Raw genomic sequence first — 17,042 nt, forward strand, 5'->3', positions numbered from 1 at the left:
TCAGCGTCTTTCATAATGCCTCCAAAGGGCGGCCTTGCCACTGGCAGGGTCGCCCTTCCCTATTGTGGCATCTGCCACAGGCACCCAGAGGCCAAACACGCGCCGGAGCCTCACCGACATGTACCCTTGCCGCTGGTGCCACGCCGCCCCATAGTCGCCTGAACAGATATTTCAGGTGTCATTCTTGGCCTTCCGGTTCATCCACACTGCCGATCTTCACCTTGATGCGCCGTTGAAGGCAATTGCCCTGCGGGACGCTGATCTGGCGCATCAGGTCGGTGTGGCATCGCGCACCGCCTTTTCGCGTATCGTCGATCTGTGTCTGGCCGAGACGGTCGCCTTTCTGCTGATCGCCGGGGATTTGTGGGATGGCACCTACAGCTCGACCAAAACCCCGCGATTTCTGAAACAGGAACTGCTGCGGCTGCAGGCGGCTGGCATCCGCTGCTTTATCATCCGTGGCAACCATGATGCCCTTGCCCGCCAGACCGGCGAGCTGGATCTGCCGGACACGTCACACCTGTTCGGGGCCAGAGCATCGACCGAAGAGCTGAACATCGACGGTCAGCCCGTCGCCATCCACGGGCTGAGCTTCCGCGATCCGCATGCGCCGGAAAGCCTGTTGCCGCGCTATCCCGCGCCGCGCCCCGGGGCCTTCAACATCGGCCTGATGCACACCAGCCTGAACGGCAGCCCCGGCCACGACAATTACGCGCCTTGCAGCCTTGCCGATCTGGACGCGCATGGCTACGACTACTGGGCGCTTGGCCACATCCACCGCCGCGCCGAACACATCGGGCGCGCCACGATTGTGATGCCCGGCATCCCGCAGGGCCGCGACATCGGCGAGGCGGGACCGGCATCTGTCACACTGGTCCATGTGGCGGATGACAATACGGTCACGCTGGAACAACGGCCGGTGGCCTGCCTGCGCTTTGACCGCATCATGGTGGACTGTGGCGGGATTGCCGCTTGGGCAGATCTGCTTTCAACCCTCGACCGCGCGATCCGTCAGGCCGGACAGGCCGGGCGCAGCGAAGACCATCTGGTGATCCGCCCGGTGCTGCGCGGCGCGACGCCGCTGGCCTGGCGCATCACCCGCGATCTGGATCGCCTGACGGAAGAGGCCCGCACCTTTGCGGCTGTAGCGGGGGTCTGGATCGACAAGCTGGAACTGCACTTGACCGCGGAGGTCACGGACAGCGCAGGCAGCCATCTGCCTGCCGAACTGGTGCGGGTGGTGCTGGAAGACCTGCCGCAAGATCCTGCGCTGGCCACGGCGCTTGTGGCGGCTGCGCAGGACTTGCTCCGCGATCTTCCCCACGATCTGCGCGACATTCTGGGGCAGGATGAGGCCGCGCTGACGCGCCGTTGCCATGACCTTCTGGCGCAGGGCGCGCCGCGTATCCTTGCCGGTCTGACTGCGGATGCGACCGGCTGATGCGGCTCGATTGCCTGACCCTGACGCGATACGGCCGCTTTACCGACCGCAGCCTGTCCTTTGCGACGCCCGGCCCGGGCGCGCCCGATCTGCATATTGTCTTCGGCCCGAATGAGGCCGGAAAATCCACGCTGTTTGCCGCGTGGCTGGACATGTTGTTCGGCGTCCCCAGCCGCAGCAGATATGATTTCCTGCATCCCGGCCCCACGATGCAGATCGGCGCGCAACTGACCCATGCCGGTGTCGGGCTGAATCTCAGGCGGCTGAAACGCAACACGGGCAGCCTGCTCGACCGGCACGACGCCCCGATCCCCGAGGCGGTTCTGCAAGGGGCACTGGGCGGGCTGTCGCGTGAGGGGTATTCGGCGATGTTCTCGCTGGATGATGAAACACTTGAACGTGGCGGCGACAGCATTCTGGCCAGCCGTGGCGATCTGGGCGAGATGCTGTTTTCGGCAAGCGCCGGTCTGGCCAGCCTTGCCCCCCAGCTGGAAACCCTGCGCAGCGGCTTCGACGGGTTCCACCGCAGCGGCAAGCGCAGTGGCTGGCTTTACGACGCGAAAAAGCAGCTTGCCGAGCTGGACAAGCAACGCCGCGAGCTGGAAGTGTCCGCCGGTGCCCTGCAAAAACTGATGCGCGAGGCGGCTGCCGCCGAACAGGACTGGCGGGACGCCCGCGCCGCCGAAGATGCCGCGCAAGCCGAGCTCGACCGGCTGCAAGAGCTGGCAGGCACCCTGCCGCTGCTGGCGCAGCTGTCCGCGTTGACGCAGCGGCTTGAACCCTTGCAGCACCTGCCAGATGCCACGCCAACCGTGCAGGAGCAGGGCCTGCACATCGAAAACGACCGCCGCGATCTGACCAACCGCATGCGCGACCGCGCGCTGCGGCTTCAGGCGCTGACCGAGCAGCTGGCCGCGCTCGCCGCCGATCCGGACGCGTTGGCGCAGGCCGCAGCGATTGAGGCCGCCGATGCCCTGCGCCCGGAACATGACACCGCCCTCAAGGATCTGCCCCGCCGCCGGGAAGAGGCCGCAGATGCCAATACCCGCGTGCAGACCCTTCTGGCGCAGCTTGGTCAGCAAGGTGCGCGCGCCGCCGATCTGTGCCTGACGGGCGCGCAGATATCAACGCTGCGAACCCTGCTGGCCGCGCGCTCGGGCCTGCAAGGCAGGCTTGCCACCGCTGCAGAGGAATCGCGCAAAGCCGCCGACCTGCTGGAGCGTGAGCGGGCACGGCTGGGCGATCCCGGCCCTGATGAAGATGCGGCGGCCCTTGCAGCACTTCTGACCCGCCTGCGGACGCAGGACCCGGTTCATGCGCTGACCGGCGCGCGGCGCGACCGCGATCAGGCCGCTGGCAGGGTGGCAACCGCCATCGCCGCGCTGGCACCCTGGGCCGGGGATGGGAACGGTCTGGCGGCGCTGGCGGTGCCTGCCGCCTGGCAGATCGGGGCATGGCAGCAGGCACAGGACAGCGCCCGCCAGCAAGAGCTTGACGCCATGCGCGACGCCACCGCCCTGCGCGACGCGGCAAACAATCTGCAGGCCGAGGCGTCTTCGCGCACGGCAGCGCAATCGGCGACCGGCATCACCCTGGCCGATGCCGCCCGCGCCCGCAGCAGCCGCGAGGCGCTTTGGGCGGCGCATCTGGCCGACCTGTCGGCGGCCAGCGCGCGCCGGTTCGAACAGGCGATGCGCGAGGATGACCGGATCGGTGCCGTGCTGGCCGAAGCCATGGCCGAGGCGCGGCGCGTGGCGCAGGATCAGACCGCGCAGCAGGCCACGGCGGCCCGGCTGGCACAAGCCGAGGCCCGGCTGGCCGCCGCCCTGGGCGATCAGGCCAAGACCCGGGCAGCCATCGACGCCGCCTGCGCCGCCCTTGGCCTGCAGGGGGAAACGCTGGCGGGCCTGCAAACATGGCTTAACCTGCGCAATGCCGCGCTGACCGAGTGCCGCGCGCTGCGCGATGCTGAAACCGCCCTCACCCGCTGTGAAGAGGTGCTGGAGGCCGCCACCCACACCCTCACCACCGCCCTGCACAAACCCGCCGGGACGGCCGCCCTGTTCGAGACCCTGCTTGCCGAAGCCGTGGCCCGGGTTCAGGCATCGGATCAGCGCCGCGAGGCGCGGCAACGGTTGGCGATGCTGGCTTCTGATCTGCGAAAGCGGCAGCAGGACGAAACAGACGCCAGCGCCGCAGTGGAACGCTGGCGGCGGGATTGGATGAATGGCTGCCGGGGCAGCATTCTTGCCGGATATGCCAACGACGATCCCGGCCTTGGAGCCAGTCTTGATCTGCTCGACCAACTGGGCGTTGCGGATCAGACTGCCGCCGCCCTGAACGACCGCATCGACAAGATGGAAGCCAACCGCCTGCGCTTTGCCGAGGCAAGGGCTGGCATTCTGACCGCACTCGCGCTTGATCAATCCACAGCATGGCCCGACGTGCTGACCCGCCTGCGACGCGCGCAGGATGCGGCCCGCGACCACGACACACTGTCCGGTCAGATCGCCCGCGAGCATCAGCAAGACCTTGAGGATCGCCGCGCTCTGGCTGACCGGAACGCCGATGCGCAGGCCCTTGGCGCAACCCTTGGCTGGACCGACGCGCAGGGCAGTCTGGCGGATCATATCGCGCGTTGCTGCGAGGCGGCCAGCCTGCGCCAGACCATCGACACCCTGCGCAACGACCTGCGCGACCGCCCTGCCCCGGCTGAAGGTCAAAATATGGAGACCCTGCGGCAACAGATCGCCCGCCTGAAAACCGATCAGCACCTGCTGCGCAGCGACACCGAAGCGCGCTATGGCACCTGTCAGGAGGCAAAGCGCCGGATCGAGGCGGTGGGCGGTGATGACACATTGGCGCGGATCGCCGCCACGCGCGAAAACCTTCTGCTCGACATCCGTGAACGGGCCGAGGCGCATCTGGCCGGTCGCTTCGGTCTGATCGCGTTTGAGGCCGGCCTGCGCCGCTATCGCGACCAGCACCGCAGCGCCATGCTGACGCGCGCGTCAGAGGCGTTCAGCCAGCTTAGCCGGGGCGCATATTCCGGCCTTGCCGCGCAGCCCGACGGCGCGCAAGAGGTTCTGGTCGCGCTGTCCACGACGGGGGGCGCGAAACTGGCGGTTGATCTGTCAAAGGGCACGCGGTTTCAGCTTTACCTTGCCCTGCGCATCGCAGGCTATCACGAGCTGGCGCAAAGCCGCCCCACGGTGCCCTTTATTGCCGATGACATCATGGAAACCTTTGACGACGACCGTTCCGCTGCGGCCTTTGCGCTGCTGGCCGACATGGCGCGCGTCGGTCAGGTGATCTATCTGACCCACCATCGCCATCTGTGCGACATCGCCCGTGCCGTCTGCCCGCAGGTCAATGTCATCGAACTGTAAGAACCTGACGCCCCCGCTGCCCGGCGGTTTCAGCCAACGGACAGGCTGACGATATGATTGTCCCAGGCGCGGTCGGCGCGGGCGATGGGGCTGGCAATGCCCCTGATGACCGAGACCATGCCGCCAAACCCGTCGCTGGCGATCAGCCCCTCCGGATGGCGCGCCAGCCCGCAGACATCGCTGCGCGACACCACGCCAAGGAAGGTGCCCACGTCGGAAAACCGATGCAGCCGCCCGCCGCGCGGTGAGGTGATGGCAAGTTCCGACCCGTCGCCACCAAAGGCGATGCTGCCGGCATAGCCCTGCATCGCCAGTTGCTCCGCAGGCGGGGCAGAGGCGAGCACGGGAGCCTTCCCCGCCCGGTGCAGCCCGAGAAGCGGCGGTGCAGCGCCCGCCGCCCCTTCCCACTGCATCGCAAAGCCGACCAGCCCATCCGCCCGCACCGCCAGATGGCGGATCGAGTTCTGCCACAGGTCGGGGGCCAGTTCGACCTGTCCGACCCGCGCGCCGTCAAGCGAAAGGTAGGACAGGTTGGGCCGCATCGTGTCCAGGTTCAGCTTGGTCCGGTCGGTCGGATCGGTGGCGATGCCGCCATTGGCGATCACCAGCGTCTTGCCGTCCGGCATCAGCCGCAGGTCGTGCGGGCCGATGCCATGGCTGTCCATCGCGCCGATCCGCACATAACCCGCATCAACGTCCCACAGGCCGATCACCCCCGCACTGGTGTCGCTGCGCTGTTCAGAGGTGAAGAGCAGCGCGCCGCCCTTGGCGAAAACACCATGGCCGTTGAACTGCACCCCCTCGGGAGGGGCCAGCGTCTGCATCACCCGCCCGGTTGCACAGTCGATCACCACGGCAAACGTGCCGGGGCGGCGCGCAAAGGCCACCGCCTCGGCCCGGCGCGGATGACCTGCGCCAGCGTGGCCGCGTGCAGGCAGCGGCACGCGGAATGTCTCGGACCCGTCTGCCGCCAGACCGAACAGCGCAAAGCCGCCATCCGGCTCTTTTGCCGCCGCCAGATAGGCGGGGTTGCCGACGGCAGCCCAGCCGATGCCGGGTGCCGCTCCGGCAGCCAGCAGGCCCGCAATGAAACCGCGCCGGGTGGTCATCTGTCAGTCTCCGTCCTGAGAATTGAAACCGGCCGCAATCCCCAGCGCATCGCCGATCTCGGTCACGACGGCACTGCGCATGGCTTGGACCGCCTGTTGCAGCACTTCGACCTTCAGGCGGGCCTGCGGAGCCTCCACATCCTGAAAGGCCGGATCGGCGATGGCGCTTGCAGCGGCGTGCACGCGGACCACCGCCGCATCGGTCAGCGGCAGGTCGCCGTCGGACAGACCATGGGCCAGAGCTTGCGCAGCCTCGACCGCCAGCACCACATTGCGCAGGCTGCGGCCCGACCGCCAGGCTTCGGCCTGACGCGGGCGCGGGCGCTCGAACGTGCCAAGCGGGCGGCCAAGCCGCGCGTTTGCGGTGACCTCAAGGCTGGTCAACAGCTGGGTGTAAAGCGCCCGCACCGCCTCGTCCGGGGAAAGATAGGTTGCGTTGCCCGCCGCCCCGGCGGTGATCAGCACCGGCGCGAAATCCTGCGCCCAGCCCGCATCAAGCGCCTTCGCCTGCCGCGCCAGATCGGCGGTAACCGTTCTGACCAGCGTGCAGGTATACTCCGCCGGTCCGTAATCCGAAAACGCCGGGTCATGCAGCAGCATCTCAAGCGCGAAGAAGCCGCGCGCCGCAATCGACACCTCGGCAAAGGCCAGCGCATCGCGCCCGACCGGATCGGCACCGGCAATCAGCCCGTTGAGCGCGCGCGGCGTGACGCCGCGATCGTCAGGCCAGAACGCAAGCGACAGCGCGCCCATCTCGGACGGGCCGATGCGCAGGTCGGCCACCGCCATCCACGCATCAAACGTCGCCTGAAAGGCAGGCTCAACATGTCCGGGGCTGCAATCGGATTGCGCTGCGCTGTCAAGCGCGCCTGCCGCCTGCGCAAAGCGCGCAAAGCCCGGCAGGATATGCGACGCCACCACGCCGTCGACATCAGCGCGGACCGGCGAGGCCATGGCAAGCAGGGCGAGCAGAAAGACGTGTTTCATAGGCTTTCCAGAAAGCGGATCAGGTCGGCACGATCAGCCGCAGGCATATCGACAACCCGGTCCCGCGCGGCCTGCGCCTCGCCACCGTGCCACAGAATGGCCTCAAGCAGGGTCCGCGCCCGCCCGTCGTGCAGGAATGTGCTGTGGCCGCTGACCTGTTGCGTCAGGCCGATGCCCCACAGCGGCGGGGTGCGCCATTCGGTGCCGGTCGAGCGCGCCTCGGGCCGGTTGTCGGCCAGACCGTCGCCCATGTCGTGCAGCAACAGGTCGGTATAGGGCCAGATCAGCTGAAAGCTCTGCTCGGGCTGATCGGCCAGACGGTGGGTGACAAAGGCGGGCCGGTGGCACCCGGTGCAGCCGGTCTGATAGAACACCGCCTTGCCGCGCAGCACCTCGGGCCCGGCTTCATCGCGCCGGGCGGGCACCCCCAGATTGCGGCTGTAGAAGGTCACAAGATCAAGGCCTTGCGCGTCAACCTCCAGCCCGCCCTGTCCCGCATCATCGCCATGAATAGCGGTGCGGCAGGCAGTTTGTGCGGCGGTGCAATCGCCCCAGGGGTCTGGAAACAGCGGTGTGGAAATGCCGATGTCACCGGAAAACGCCGCCGCCGACTGTTCGCGGATGGTCGCCGTCCCGGCCTTCAGGCCAAAGCGGCCCAGCATCGGCATGCCGTATTCGACCGACCAGACGATGTTCGGGCGGCCCGAGATGCCGTCGCCGTCTGCATCATCGGGATCGGCCAGCGCCAGAATGTCGGCGGCGGGAATGGCCTCCAGCAGGCCAAGGCCGATCATCTGCGGGGCGACGCGCGGGCTGAGCATGGCATCCGGGTGCAGCGGTCCATAGCCCAGATCGGCCGCCCGGTAGGTCGGCTGCCGCAGCGAGGCGGACTCGCCCTCCGACAGCGCCACCGCGACCTCTTCATAGGCCACATCCAGCCGGTATTCTGCCACATGCCCGGCGGTGCCGAAATCCTGCAACTGCCCACCATACACCGGGTCGGGCGCGGTTGCCAGATACTCGGCGACCCCGGCCATCAGCACATCGGTATCCGCCGGGATCGAGATCCGCAGGAACATCGACACGGCAGACTGCTCTGCCCCTTCCGGCGGATGGCCGCGCCCGTCCTTGATGTGACAACTCTGGCAGGCCCGCGCATTATACAACGGTCCCAGCCCGTCAGAGGCGAGCGTGGACGACGGCGCCGACACCCAGAGCTTGCGGAACAGGCCGTTGCCAACCCGGAAATCAAGCTCGCGGTCAAAGCTGATATTGCCCGACGGGTCGGAAAAGGCGTCCGCCGTGGTGCGCGCCCGCACCGTGGCCGCCCCTGCGGGCAAACCTTCAAAGGCCTGGGGGGTCGTAAAATCATCGGCCAGCGCGGTTGCGGCGGCAATCCGCGCGGCCTCTGCCGCTGTGCGCGGGATGATGTTGAGATGCGGGTCCCCCAGCAGGGGCAGGTCGCCCGGGCCTTGGGCACATGCCACAGTTCCGATCAGTCCGGCGATCACCGCAAGCCTGCCCGGCCTGATCCATCGCAGACGCAGTGAGGGCATGGTCTTCCGCTCCAAGCTTTAAAAGTCGATCCAATCTCCGGACAGGCGACGCCTCTCCGCGGCGGCCAGAAACACCGCAATCCGCCAATGTGCTGGCCGCCGCAGACGCCGCCGGTATCGTTGTTTGTCCTTGCCCGTCACCGACGGGCAAGCAAGCGTATCAGCGCGCCGCGCCGCTGGTCACTGAAAGACCGCCGACGGGTTGTCGAGGCTGTCAGACCCTTCAAACGCAATCCGGTCAAGGCCCAGCCGGGTGACGATCCGCTCGATCGACCGGGTCTGGTCGATCAAGCCGTTCACCCCGGCCATCACCAGCGCCTCGCCTTCGGCATTGCCCTGTTCGAGCATCATGTCATAGGCGAAGCCAGCCTCTGCCGCCGCCTTGATCGCACCAAGGGCCGCCATCGTGGCATCAAGCTTTGCCCGCATCTCGGCATCCAGCGCCGGGTCGGTTTCGGCCACCAGAGCGGCCAGCGACGGCCCTTCAATCACCGACCCGTCGGGCCGGACATAGCGGCCAAGATAGGCGTTCTGCACGCCAAGCCCATCATAATAATGGCTGTTGTGGGTGTTGTCGGAAAAGCAGTCATGCTCTTCCTCGGGGTCGTTCAGCATCAGGCCCAGCCGCATCCGCTCCCCCGCCTGTTCGCCATAGGACAGGCTGCCCATGCCGGTCAGCATGGCGACAAGCCCCGCACCCGCATCTGCCACCACCGCCGCACGTGCGGCACCCCCATCGGCCCATTCAGCCGCCATGAATTCCAGATCGCTGACCAGCAGATCGGTCGCCGCCATCAGATAGTCGGCGCGCCGGTCGCAGTTGCCGCCCGTACAGCCCTCACCCTGCAGATAATCGGTATGTGGCCGCTCCCCGGCCCCCGGCCCGGTGCCGTTCAGATCCTGCCCCCAGAGGAGGAATTCAATGGCATGATAGCCGCGCGCGACGTTGGTTTCGATCCCGTCAGCCTCGTTCGGGGTATCGGCGATCAGCGCAGGCGTGATCGTGCCTGCGTCAATGACCTTGCCCGCAATGGTGATCTGCGGGTTGGCAATCACGTTCAGCGCCGCCAGTTCATTGGCATCGCTCGGCCCGCCATAAGAGGCGTCGACATAGTCGATCAGCCCCTCGTCCAGCGGCCAGGCGTTCACCTTGCCCTCCCAGTCATCGACAATCGGATTGCCGAAGCGGTAGACCTCGGTCTGCTGATAGGGAACGCGGGCGGCGATCCAGGCCGTGCGCGCCGCCAGCAGCGTCGCCTCGCCGGGGTCGGCGATCAGTGCCGCGATTGCCGTTTGCAAAGTCCGCGCCGTGTCGAGACTGTCGGCATATTTTGCTGCCGCAATGTCGGCATAGGTGGCCACAACAGCGTCCCGGCTGACCTGGGCGCTGGCCGCAGTCGCAAGGGTCAGGCCGAGGGCAAAAGCGCTGACAGTAAGGTGTAACGATGGCATCGGGTCTGGTCCCTTTCTAGTGAACGGTCCGGCTGGGTGAAGCGTGCAGGCCGGGCTGCGTCATACGCCTGAGCGCATGGCCGACCGTCGCCGCGTGGTCAAACAGGCACATCGCCATGTCGGCGCGCACCAGCAAAGTGGCGATCAATATCGCGTCTTCCCGGTCGCCCTCTGCGGCGGCGGCAATGAAATTGGCAAAACAGGCCTCGTCCGCGCCAAGGCACCGGCACATCACCTGATGGCGCACCAAAGGCCGCCTGCCATAATGCAGGCAATGGTCGCAAAGTTCGGCAAAGGCCTGCAAGGCACGTTGCCCGGCGTCCACCCCCAAAGCCGAGGCAAAGTCGGTCCGGACATGCCTTTGCGCAACCGCCCCTTCGCCCCACAGACGCAGGTAGCGCACGGCCCCGGCCTCAACAGCGTCAAGTTCGGTGACAAAACCGACGGTGGCCCCGCCACGATGGGGTTTGTGGGCAGTCATGCTGCACCCGTCCTCTGGCCATGGCCTGTGTGTCGGCAAACGGTCTGTGCAAGGCACAATCCTGACCCCACAGCATGCCGCGGGCGCGGTTGATCAGCCACTCCGGCTTGCAGAAAAAGAGCGTGACGATTGCGGCGATCCGGTTCAAATCGTTGCAGTTTCCGCTTCACTCGCATCGTATGGCGTCCCCAGAGTCCCGCCTCTGCCGCCCCTGTCCTGCAGGGGAAGGCGGAAGTGTCTGGCGTATTACTGAGTGAATTACTCGGGTATGTCAATGCGGCATTTTACGGGCCGGGCACCCCGCATCAGGCGGCAGCACAGGCCGCCCGACGGGACGCTCCGCCCCCGCATCAGGGGGCAGCGGCGTGCAGTGTTGGTCCGGAGGATGCCGTCGCGGGCGGCCACGGCTCAGGGGCACAGTTCCGTCCAAAACGGCTTTCGGCAGTCACCCCCGACACCGTCCGGGCCAGGCAGATGCCCGGCCCACACGCTGCTGGTTAGTCAAGGTTCCTGATATCAGGCAGGCCGTCGTCGTTCAGATCATCATTCGGCGGCGCGTCATCTGCGTTGCGCGTGCTTGCGGTGATATCTGCATCGGCACCGGAGACATCGGGCAGGTCATCCTCGGCCACATCCTCTTCGGGCAGCACGCCGCCCGTGTCCGACGCATCCCCGTCGGAAAGCCGCGTGTTATCCTCGGCGTACTGGTCCTCGCCCCGATCCGGGTCGGCGTCAGGGAAAGTCATCTCTTCGCCCTGATCGCGAAGCGTGGGAAACTCGCCCAGATTGCCTTGAATCGAGGCCTCTTCAATCACCGGCCGCTCGGCCTCGTGGGGATCGAGCGTTGGCGGATCATTTTCTTCAATCGCGACCAGTTCGCGCGCCTGATCCATAAAGCGGGCATGCCCGCCCTCCGGGCTGCCTGCGTCTGTCCACATGCGCACGGCCCGGGCCTCGATATGGCTTTCCAGAGTTTCGAATTCGTTGCGGTTCATGGCACACCTCACTTTCGCCATGACAACCCGTCCTGCGGACGAAGGTTCCTTGCAAAGGGCGGGGCACGTTTGCGGCGCAGGGAACGAACCTGCCGGTGAAAAGTTGGGTTAGAGACCCAAAAAACGGAACGATGCGATGGAACAGATCTGGGTGAGTTGCCGGAAGACGCCGTGTTAGATACCCGGCACCGGGCCTGCGGGCGGTTGTGACGATGACAGGTCTGACCGTCGCGACATGGAACATTCACAAGGGCGTCGGCGGGGACCGGCGGCGTGATCTGTTGCGCACAGCCTCGGTCATTGCCGAGATCACCCCCGATATCATGACCTTGCAAGAGGCCGACACCCGGTTCGGCACCCGGCGCGGCCTGCTGGACCTCAAGGCCATTGCGCGCGAGCAAGGGCTTGTCGCGGTGCCGATGCTTGGTCTGACGCAGGCGCATGGCTGGCACGGCAATGTGGTGTTGCTGCGCGATGCGGAGGTGGAGGCAACCGACTACATCGACCTGCCGGGGTTCGAGCCGCGCGGCGCGATGATCGTCGATCTGACCCATCAGGCAAAGCCGCTGCGGGTCATCGGCACGCATCTGGGGCTGCTGGTTGCATCGCGCAAAGCGCAGGTCCGGCATCTGCTGGCCTGTCTGGCCAAACGGCCCCCGCGGGCCACGCTTCTGATGGGCGATCTGAACGAATGGCGCGTTGACGGGGGCACGGCGCTGGCCCCGCTGCGCGCGGCATTTCCGGGCTGGGTGTCGGTGCCGAGTTTCCCCGCCCGCTATCCGCTGCTGCCGCTTGACCGGATCATGGCGACAGGTGGTGCAGGGTTGAGCACGGGGACAGTGCATGGCACAGAGGTGGCGCGGCGGGCCTCGGACCATCTGCCGGTCGTGGCCCGTCTGGAGCTTTGAACCATGCGAGATGCCGACCATAATCCTGTGGCGGGCCGATATGCGCCACCACTGAACCCGGAGATGCCAGATGTCTAGAATGCGCCGCGCTGGTCTGATCGGTGCCGTCATGGTCGTGTCGGTCGGGATTGCGATTGTGGTGCTGAACCTGTTGCCGGACCAGCGCGAATTGCGCGCCCCGGTGAAGGCGGAGCTTGGGGCCTCTGACCCCGATTTCCGGCGCAGCATGTCGGGGCTTTACGGGTCCAACCTGCTGGGCGGCAACCGGATCGACACGCTGGTGAATGGTGATCAGATCTTTCCCGCGATGCTGGACGCCATTCGCGGTGCCGAGGTCAGCATCAACTTTGAAACCTATATCTACTGGTCGGGCCGCGTGGCGCGCGACTTTGCGGCGGCGCTGGCGGAACGCGCGCAGGCGGGGGTCGAGGTGCGGGTTCTGCTCGATTGGGTAGGGTCGGCCCCGATGGAGGCCGATCTGATCACCCGGATGGAGGCCGCCGGGGTGCGGGTCGTGCGCTTTCGTCCGCCGCATTGGTATACGCTGGACCGGATCAACAACCGCACCCATCGCAAGTTTCTGATCGTCGACGGCCAGACCGGGTTTACCGGCGGGGTCGGGATCGGCGACGAATGGCTGGGCAATGCCCGCAACCCCGATGAATGGCGCGAAACGCATTACCGCGTCTCGGGCCCGGTGGTGGCGATGATGCAGGGGGCCTTCGTCTCCAACTGGGTGGAAGATACCGGCGAGGTTTTGCAGGCGCCCGCCTTTTTCCCGCCGATTGAACCCGCTGGGGACGCGGTGGCGCAACTGGTCATCAGCAGCACCGGCAGCCGGAATTACATTCACCTGATGCTGATGACGGCACTGGCCGCCGCTGAACAGCGTATCCGCATCGCGACCCCCTATTTCGTGCCCGATGACGTGGCCATTGCCCAGCTTCTGGCGGCCCGCGCCCGGGGGGTAGAGATTGATATTCTGGTGCCCGGCCCGCTGAACGACAATCAGGCCGTGCGCCATGCCTCGCGGGCATTCTGGGGGCCGCTTCTGGAATCGGGCATCCGGATTCACGAATACCAGCCGACGTTTTCACACGCCAAACTGCTTGTGGTGGACGAGGTGTTCACCTCGGTCGGGTCGACCAACTTTGACGAACGGTCCTTCCGGCTGAATGACGAAGCCAACCTGAATGTCTATGACACCGATTTTGCCCGCCGCGAATCCGCGGTGTTTGATGCCGACCTGACCGATGCGCGGCCCGTTTCCTTGGCCGAATGGCAGAACCGCCCCTTGCGCAAACGGATCGTGGACTGGGGCTGGAGCTGGCTGCGCACGCAGTTCTGACAAACGAAGCGGCAGCCGCGTCTTTGCGGGTCAGCGGGATGACCTCTGACTTAGGTTGCAGCCTTTTTGAACAGCAGCGACTGCAGCGTGTAGACCAGAATTGCGGCACCGATGGCCCCCATCCCCGCCACCCCCAGCAGCACGATCAGATCGACCGGCCCGCCAAGGTCGCGCAGGTGCGAGCTGGTCATCACCTGAACGAACAGCACGGCTGCCACCGCGCCAAACGGCATCGAAAGCTGCGCCAGCAGGAACTTGCGCCACGACACCGAGCGGTCGCGCACCAGCACGTAGATATACGCCAGCGTCACCAGCACCGCCGCTGCGACCATCGCCCAGAACAGGGCCCGGCCGAAGATTTCCTCGAACACCGCGATCAGGGTTCCGAATGTCAGCTCTTTCATGATGGTCCCCTTATGCCTTGCCGCGCAGCATCGCGTTATAGGTGGCTTTCAGCGCCACCTCTTTCATCAGCCAGCTGATCCACAGCTCTTCCAGCGGCGCGATGATGCCGGGGAAGGACGGGACCAGATTGTTATGATAGTCGAATTCCACCAGCATGGCGCGGCCGACCCGGGTGATCATCGGGCATGACGTATAGCCGTCATAAACCGCCGTGCCCTCGCGTCCCTCAATCGCGGCGATCAGATGATCCTCGACCACTGGCACCATCCATTTCACGCTCGCCGCCGTCTTGCCCTTGGGCACGCCCGCCACATCGCCGAGCGCGAAGATATCGGGATAGCGCAGGTGGCGCAGGGTTTTCATATCCACCTCGACCCAGCCCTGATCGGTCCACTTGTCGGCCCATGACAGGCCCGACTGGCGGATCACCTCGGGCGCGCGTTGCGGTGGGATGACGTGCAGGTAATCATAGGGCATCTCGACATCGGATTTGGTTTCCACCCCGGCATCGACCTTGGTTTCCACGAATGTGGCGCGTCTGCTGCCCGGATCGATGGATTTCAGCGTGCGGCCATAATAGGTGTTGAACCCACGGTCCTGAAACAGCATCCGCAGCTTTTCATGCACGATCGGCACGGAAAACAGCGCCTGCTGCGGGGCGGCGTAGTGGATTTCATATTTGCCGGTGCCCACGCCCCGGCTGGCGATGTCGTCGATCAGGAAGGTGTGTTTCAGGGGCGCGCCCGCGCATTTCATCTCGGTCCCCGGGCGGGTGAACAGACCCACGCCGCCCTGTTCGGTGAACCTGCGCGCCGCCTCCCAGGTTTTGGCGGCGTATTGCGGCCCGGCATACAGCGCGCCGATGCCGTTCTGGCCCACCATATCCAGCGAAAACCCGTCGATGGCGTCGTGGTCAAGCACCAGCCCCGGCGCGACGATCAGAAAGTCATAGGCCAGCGTTTGCCCGCCGGTCGTGGCCACGGTCTTGGTCAGCGGATCAATGGCGGCGGCGTTTTCGGAAACCAGCGTGATGCCATCCGGCAGCCAGTCGCGGGTCTGCGACACGGTATAGGAGGCAGGCTTCAACCCGGCCGCAACCAGCGACAGGCCCGGCTGATACAGATGCTCGGCCCGGGCGTCGATGATGGTGATCTGCGCGCCCTCCAGCCGGTCCACCAGCCGGTTGACCAGCGCCGTACCTGCGGCCCCTGCCCCGATGATGACGATGCGCGCCTTGGTGGCCACACGCGCGGCGCGCGCAGGCAGGCCAAGGCTGGCCGCAGCCAGCCCGGCCGCGCCAAGGCCCAGAAAGCCACGGCGGGACGTTGGAAGTCCGGTCAGGGTCATGGAATGCTCCTCCTCGAATATCCCGTGTCTTTGGCACATGTTTGCCGGTGCCGGGTTGATCTGGATCAAACATATTCCGATTTCAGATTATGTATTCCGCCCGGATACAGGCAAAACGCCCCGGATTTCACGCAAAGCCGGGGCAAGTCCTGCGCTCAGAAGCGCATCACAGTATCGACCCCGCGGAATCTGCACAGGCTAAGCCGCTAACCCGACCAGATTGAACGGCGCACTGCTGACCGTGCCCGACACCCTGCGCCGCAGCTGCGCCGGGGCGACCCGCGGCGGAGCAGCCGGAGACCGTCAGGGGCATGCGGTTGGTGGGCGACGCGGACCAGTGGCGGATGCGGGTCGGGAACTGGCGGATTGTTTACCGGATCGAGGATGGGCGGCTGCTGGTGCTGGTGGTGACGGTTGCCTCGAACACGGACTAGCACTGGAGGGGTTTATCGTTGCATGGGTAGGTGAAGATGAGCGCTGAAGCGCACTCTACGCTCAACTCCAAATTATTCGTGACTGGCCATTGGCTCAAGGATTTTCACCCTGATGTAATCAGTAAAATTAATTTCTAATCCTTTTGCCGTTGTTTTAAAATGGAAATGCCTCATCTCCCTTAGATCAAGAGTGCGATGAAGAAAAAAGTTATCGTTTGACCAAGGCCGAACAACCGTAAAAGTCACTCTTTGGGGCGCAAACTGACTCCAATCATTTTGGGCGCGATCAGCATCGATTGAATTTTTGTAAAACTTTGCCGGATCATTAATGACAAAGTTCCTGATGACAACGGAGAGGCCATCTAGGATGTGAAAGACCCCAATCTTGCTCTTGCCGCTTTCATCTGGTTGGTAAGCAACAATATTTCTAAAACTGTCAAATTTTTTTGATCCTCGTTGCGTGCACATAAGACCAATGTGTAGCCAAGATGGACCACAAGACCATCGTCTTCGTTGAAAGTCGTATAAATTTAACTGAAGATAGCCGCCCCAAGTCATCTTACCGGAAGCTGTCTCATCATAGCTTTGGAATGCGAGTGTCCCGTTTGCAGCACCGACAGCCCCAACCGCAGCTTCCGCGGGAAGCTGATACATTGCGTGGTGTTGACCAGACGCGCGCGTTCCATATCTTTTAAAAAGCTGTGCCAACTCTTCAGCACCGGAACCGATAGCAAAAATAGTTTCAAAAAGATCACTTGTCTTTGTTACTGCTTGACTACAGCACGCAGTGTTCAAGGCATTTTTTTCTGGAAATGGACAGGATGCAATCATGGAAACTACTGGTCCATTGCGAGCCCGATTATACTGATCCAGCACGTTCGCCACATACTGCATAGGCCGTTGATTTACCGGAATACCGTCAAGTCGCGGTACAATTTCACTAATAAACTCAAGAATTTTGGAAGAAGGGCCAGCGAAAGAGAAAATTTCACCTTTAGGACCAAGAAAATACTTCTGAAAAAGGCGATTTCTGTCAGATGCATCGCCAATATTATCTGAATTTATTGTTGCCGCAACCGTTGGAGTGGATAAATCATAACGATTTGTTGCAAGACAATCTGTTACATAAAATGGAACGCTCGAAAAAGCGTAAAGACACGCAGTCATTTTGATATAATTTGCCTTTCATC

Annotated in this window: 13 protein-coding genes and 1 pseudogene; 5 read left to right on the plus strand and 9 right to left on the minus strand. The window is 64.5% G+C overall.

Translation table 11 applies throughout. From position 1 onward, the window contains the following. Positions 1-184: 184 nt before the first annotated feature. The gene (locus tag Q7J44_RS15390) at positions 185-1,441 is read left to right on the plus strand and encodes an exonuclease SbcCD subunit D (protein ID WP_370693029.1); all 1,257 of its coding nucleotides are present in this window, start codon (positions 185-187) and stop codon (positions 1,439-1,441) included. Continuing rightward, complete coding sequence (locus Q7J44_RS15395) at positions 1,441-4,830, plus strand: YhaN family protein (RefSeq protein ID WP_304881368.1); 3,390 nt, start codon at positions 1,441-1,443, stop codon at positions 4,828-4,830. Before Q7J44_RS15390 ends, Q7J44_RS15395 begins: the two co-directional genes overlap by 1 nt. A gap of 29 nt (positions 4,831-4,859) precedes the next feature. On the opposite strand, the gene Q7J44_RS15400 is transcribed toward Q7J44_RS15395, so the two are convergent. The 6 genes from Q7J44_RS15400 to Q7J44_RS15425 form a co-directional block, all read right to left on the minus strand. After that, the gene (locus Q7J44_RS15400) at positions 4,860-5,939 is read right to left on the minus strand and encodes a DUF1513 domain-containing protein (RefSeq protein ID WP_304881370.1); all 1,080 of its coding nucleotides are present in this window, start codon (positions 5,937-5,939) and stop codon (positions 4,860-4,862) included. Positions 5,940-5,942: 3 nt separating this feature from the next. Then, a complete protein-coding gene (locus Q7J44_RS15405) occupies positions 5,943-6,926 on the minus strand; it encodes an imelysin family protein (protein ID WP_304881372.1) in 984 nt (327 codons plus the stop codon). Further along, positions 6,923-8,482 carry a di-heme oxidoredictase family protein gene (locus Q7J44_RS15410; RefSeq protein ID WP_304881373.1) on the minus strand — a complete coding sequence of 520 codons (1,560 nt, stop codon included), beginning with the start codon at positions 8,480-8,482 and terminating at the stop codon, positions 6,923-6,925. Before Q7J44_RS15410 ends, Q7J44_RS15405 begins: the two co-directional genes overlap by 4 nt. Positions 8,483-8,662: 180 nt before the next feature. Further along, the gene (locus Q7J44_RS15415; protein WP_304881375.1) at positions 8,663-9,934 is read right to left on the minus strand and encodes an imelysin family protein; all 1,272 of its coding nucleotides are present in this window, start codon (positions 9,932-9,934) and stop codon (positions 8,663-8,665) included. 16 nt (positions 9,935-9,950) lie between these two features. Further along, entirely contained in the window at positions 9,951-10,415 is a 465-nt protein-coding gene (locus tag Q7J44_RS15420; protein WP_304881376.1) for a hypothetical protein, read from the minus strand. A 497-nt stretch (positions 10,416-10,912) separates the two neighbouring features. Continuing rightward, positions 10,913-11,410 (minus strand): hypothetical protein, encoded by a 498-nt coding sequence (locus tag Q7J44_RS15425; protein WP_304881378.1) that lies wholly within the window; start codon positions 11,408-11,410, stop codon positions 10,913-10,915. A 212-nt stretch (positions 11,411-11,622) separates the two neighbouring features. Here Q7J44_RS15425 and Q7J44_RS15430 point away from each other — a divergent pair, with 212 nt between their 5' ends. Further along, the gene (locus Q7J44_RS15430) at positions 11,623-12,318 is read left to right on the plus strand and encodes an endonuclease/exonuclease/phosphatase family protein (RefSeq protein ID WP_304881380.1); all 696 of its coding nucleotides are present in this window, start codon (positions 11,623-11,625) and stop codon (positions 12,316-12,318) included. Between the two features lie 70 nt (positions 12,319-12,388). Continuing rightward, positions 12,389-13,666 carry a phosphatidylserine/phosphatidylglycerophosphate/cardiolipin synthase family protein gene (locus Q7J44_RS15435; protein ID WP_304881382.1) on the plus strand — a complete coding sequence of 426 codons (1,278 nt, stop codon included), beginning with the start codon at positions 12,389-12,391 and terminating at the stop codon, positions 13,664-13,666. Between the two features lie 50 nt (positions 13,667-13,716). Here the strand turns inward: Q7J44_RS15435 and Q7J44_RS15440 are convergent, their stop codons facing one another. Both Q7J44_RS15440 and Q7J44_RS15445 read right to left on the minus strand, forming a co-directional pair. Then, positions 13,717-14,070: a DUF5368 domain-containing protein gene (locus Q7J44_RS15440; protein ID WP_304881384.1), complete on the minus strand. Its 354-nt coding sequence runs from the start codon at positions 14,068-14,070 to the stop codon at positions 13,717-13,719. A 10-nt stretch (positions 14,071-14,080) separates the two neighbouring features. Further along, complete coding sequence (locus Q7J44_RS15445) at positions 14,081-15,418, minus strand: NAD(P)/FAD-dependent oxidoreductase (protein WP_304881386.1); 1,338 nt, start codon at positions 15,416-15,418, stop codon at positions 14,081-14,083. A 296-nt stretch (positions 15,419-15,714) separates the two neighbouring features. Here Q7J44_RS15445 and Q7J44_RS15450 point away from each other — a divergent pair. Further along, positions 15,715-15,852, plus strand: a pseudogene (locus tag Q7J44_RS15450) (type II toxin-antitoxin system RelE/ParE family toxin); the annotation flags it as partial. A 72-nt stretch (positions 15,853-15,924) separates the two neighbouring features. Here the strand turns inward: Q7J44_RS15450 and Q7J44_RS15455 are convergent. Next, on the minus strand, positions 15,925-17,019 hold the full coding sequence (locus tag Q7J44_RS15455; protein WP_304881387.1) for a hypothetical protein: 1,095 nt from the start codon (positions 17,017-17,019) through the stop codon (positions 15,925-15,927). Positions 17,020-17,042 lie beyond the last annotated feature (23 nt).

This window comes from Pseudotabrizicola sp., assembly GCF_030656345.1.
Classification (GTDB): domain Bacteria; phylum Pseudomonadota; class Alphaproteobacteria; order Rhodobacterales; family Rhodobacteraceae; genus Pseudotabrizicola.

Coding starts and splice junctions, on each gene's coding strand:
- Q7J44_RS15405 (WP_304881372.1), bottom strand. CDS start 6,926: ATGAAACACGTCTTTCTGCTCGCCCTGCTTGCCATGGCCTCGCCGGTC.
- Q7J44_RS15400 (WP_304881370.1), bottom strand. CDS start 5,939: ATGACCACCCGGCGCGGTTTCATTGCGGGCCTGCTGGCTGCCGGAGCG.
- Q7J44_RS15425 (WP_304881378.1), bottom strand. CDS start 11,410: ATGAACCGCAACGAATTCGAAACTCTGGAAAGCCATATCGAGGCCCGG.
- Q7J44_RS15435 (WP_304881382.1), top strand. CDS start 12,389: ATGTCTAGAATGCGCCGCGCTGGTCTGATCGGTGCCGTCATGGTCGTG.
- Q7J44_RS15420 (WP_304881376.1), bottom strand. CDS start 10,415: ATGACTGCCCACAAACCCCATCGTGGCGGGGCCACCGTCGGTTTTGTC.
- Q7J44_RS15440 (WP_304881384.1), bottom strand. CDS start 14,070: ATGAAAGAGCTGACATTCGGAACCCTGATCGCGGTGTTCGAGGAAATC.
- Q7J44_RS15395 (WP_304881368.1), top strand. CDS start 1,441: ATGCGGCTCGATTGCCTGACCCTGACGCGATACGGCCGCTTTACCGAC.
- Q7J44_RS15445 (WP_304881386.1), bottom strand. CDS start 15,418: ATGACCCTGACCGGACTTCCAACGTCCCGCCGTGGCTTTCTGGGCCTT.
- Q7J44_RS15455 (WP_304881387.1), bottom strand. CDS start 17,019: ATGACTGCGTGTCTTTACGCTTTTTCGAGCGTTCCATTTTATGTAACA.
- Q7J44_RS15430 (WP_304881380.1), top strand. CDS start 11,623: ATGACAGGTCTGACCGTCGCGACATGGAACATTCACAAGGGCGTCGGC.
- Q7J44_RS15415 (WP_304881375.1), bottom strand. CDS start 9,934: ATGCCATCGTTACACCTTACTGTCAGCGCTTTTGCCCTCGGCCTGACC.
- Q7J44_RS15410 (WP_304881373.1), bottom strand. CDS start 8,482: ATGCCCTCACTGCGTCTGCGATGGATCAGGCCGGGCAGGCTTGCGGTG.